Genomic DNA, 282 nt, shown 5'->3' on the forward strand with positions numbered 1-282 from the left:
AGGCCGGCCATCGGGTCGGCGCGGAGCCAGCCCTGGGTGCGCCACCAGGCCACGGCGCCGCGCAGGATGGACAGTTCGCGGTTGAGCGTGCGCGGATCGGCGTCCGCGGCGCGCCGCGCGAGCGCGTCCGCGAGCCGGCCGGCGGCCTCCGGACGGTCGAGCAGGGCCAGCGGGACGACCGGCGGCCGCGCCCGGCGCCGCTCGCGGCCGACCGGGACCCCTCGCTCCACCAGCAGCCAGGCCCAGCTGGTCAGGGCGATCCGGTAGATCCGTCGGGAGCCC

The 282-nt window shown here is 79.8% G+C and carries 1 protein-coding gene; it reads right to left on the bottom strand.

Features of this window, described 5'->3' with window-relative positions; genetic code table 11:
* A partial coding sequence (locus UK12_RS42775; RefSeq protein ID WP_045307349.1) for a hypothetical protein occupies positions 1 to 282 on the bottom strand: 282 nt, incomplete at both ends.

The organism is Saccharothrix sp. ST-888, assembly GCF_000955975.1.
In the GTDB taxonomy this organism is placed as follows: Bacteria; Actinomycetota; Actinomycetes; order Streptomycetales; family Streptomycetaceae; genus Kitasatospora.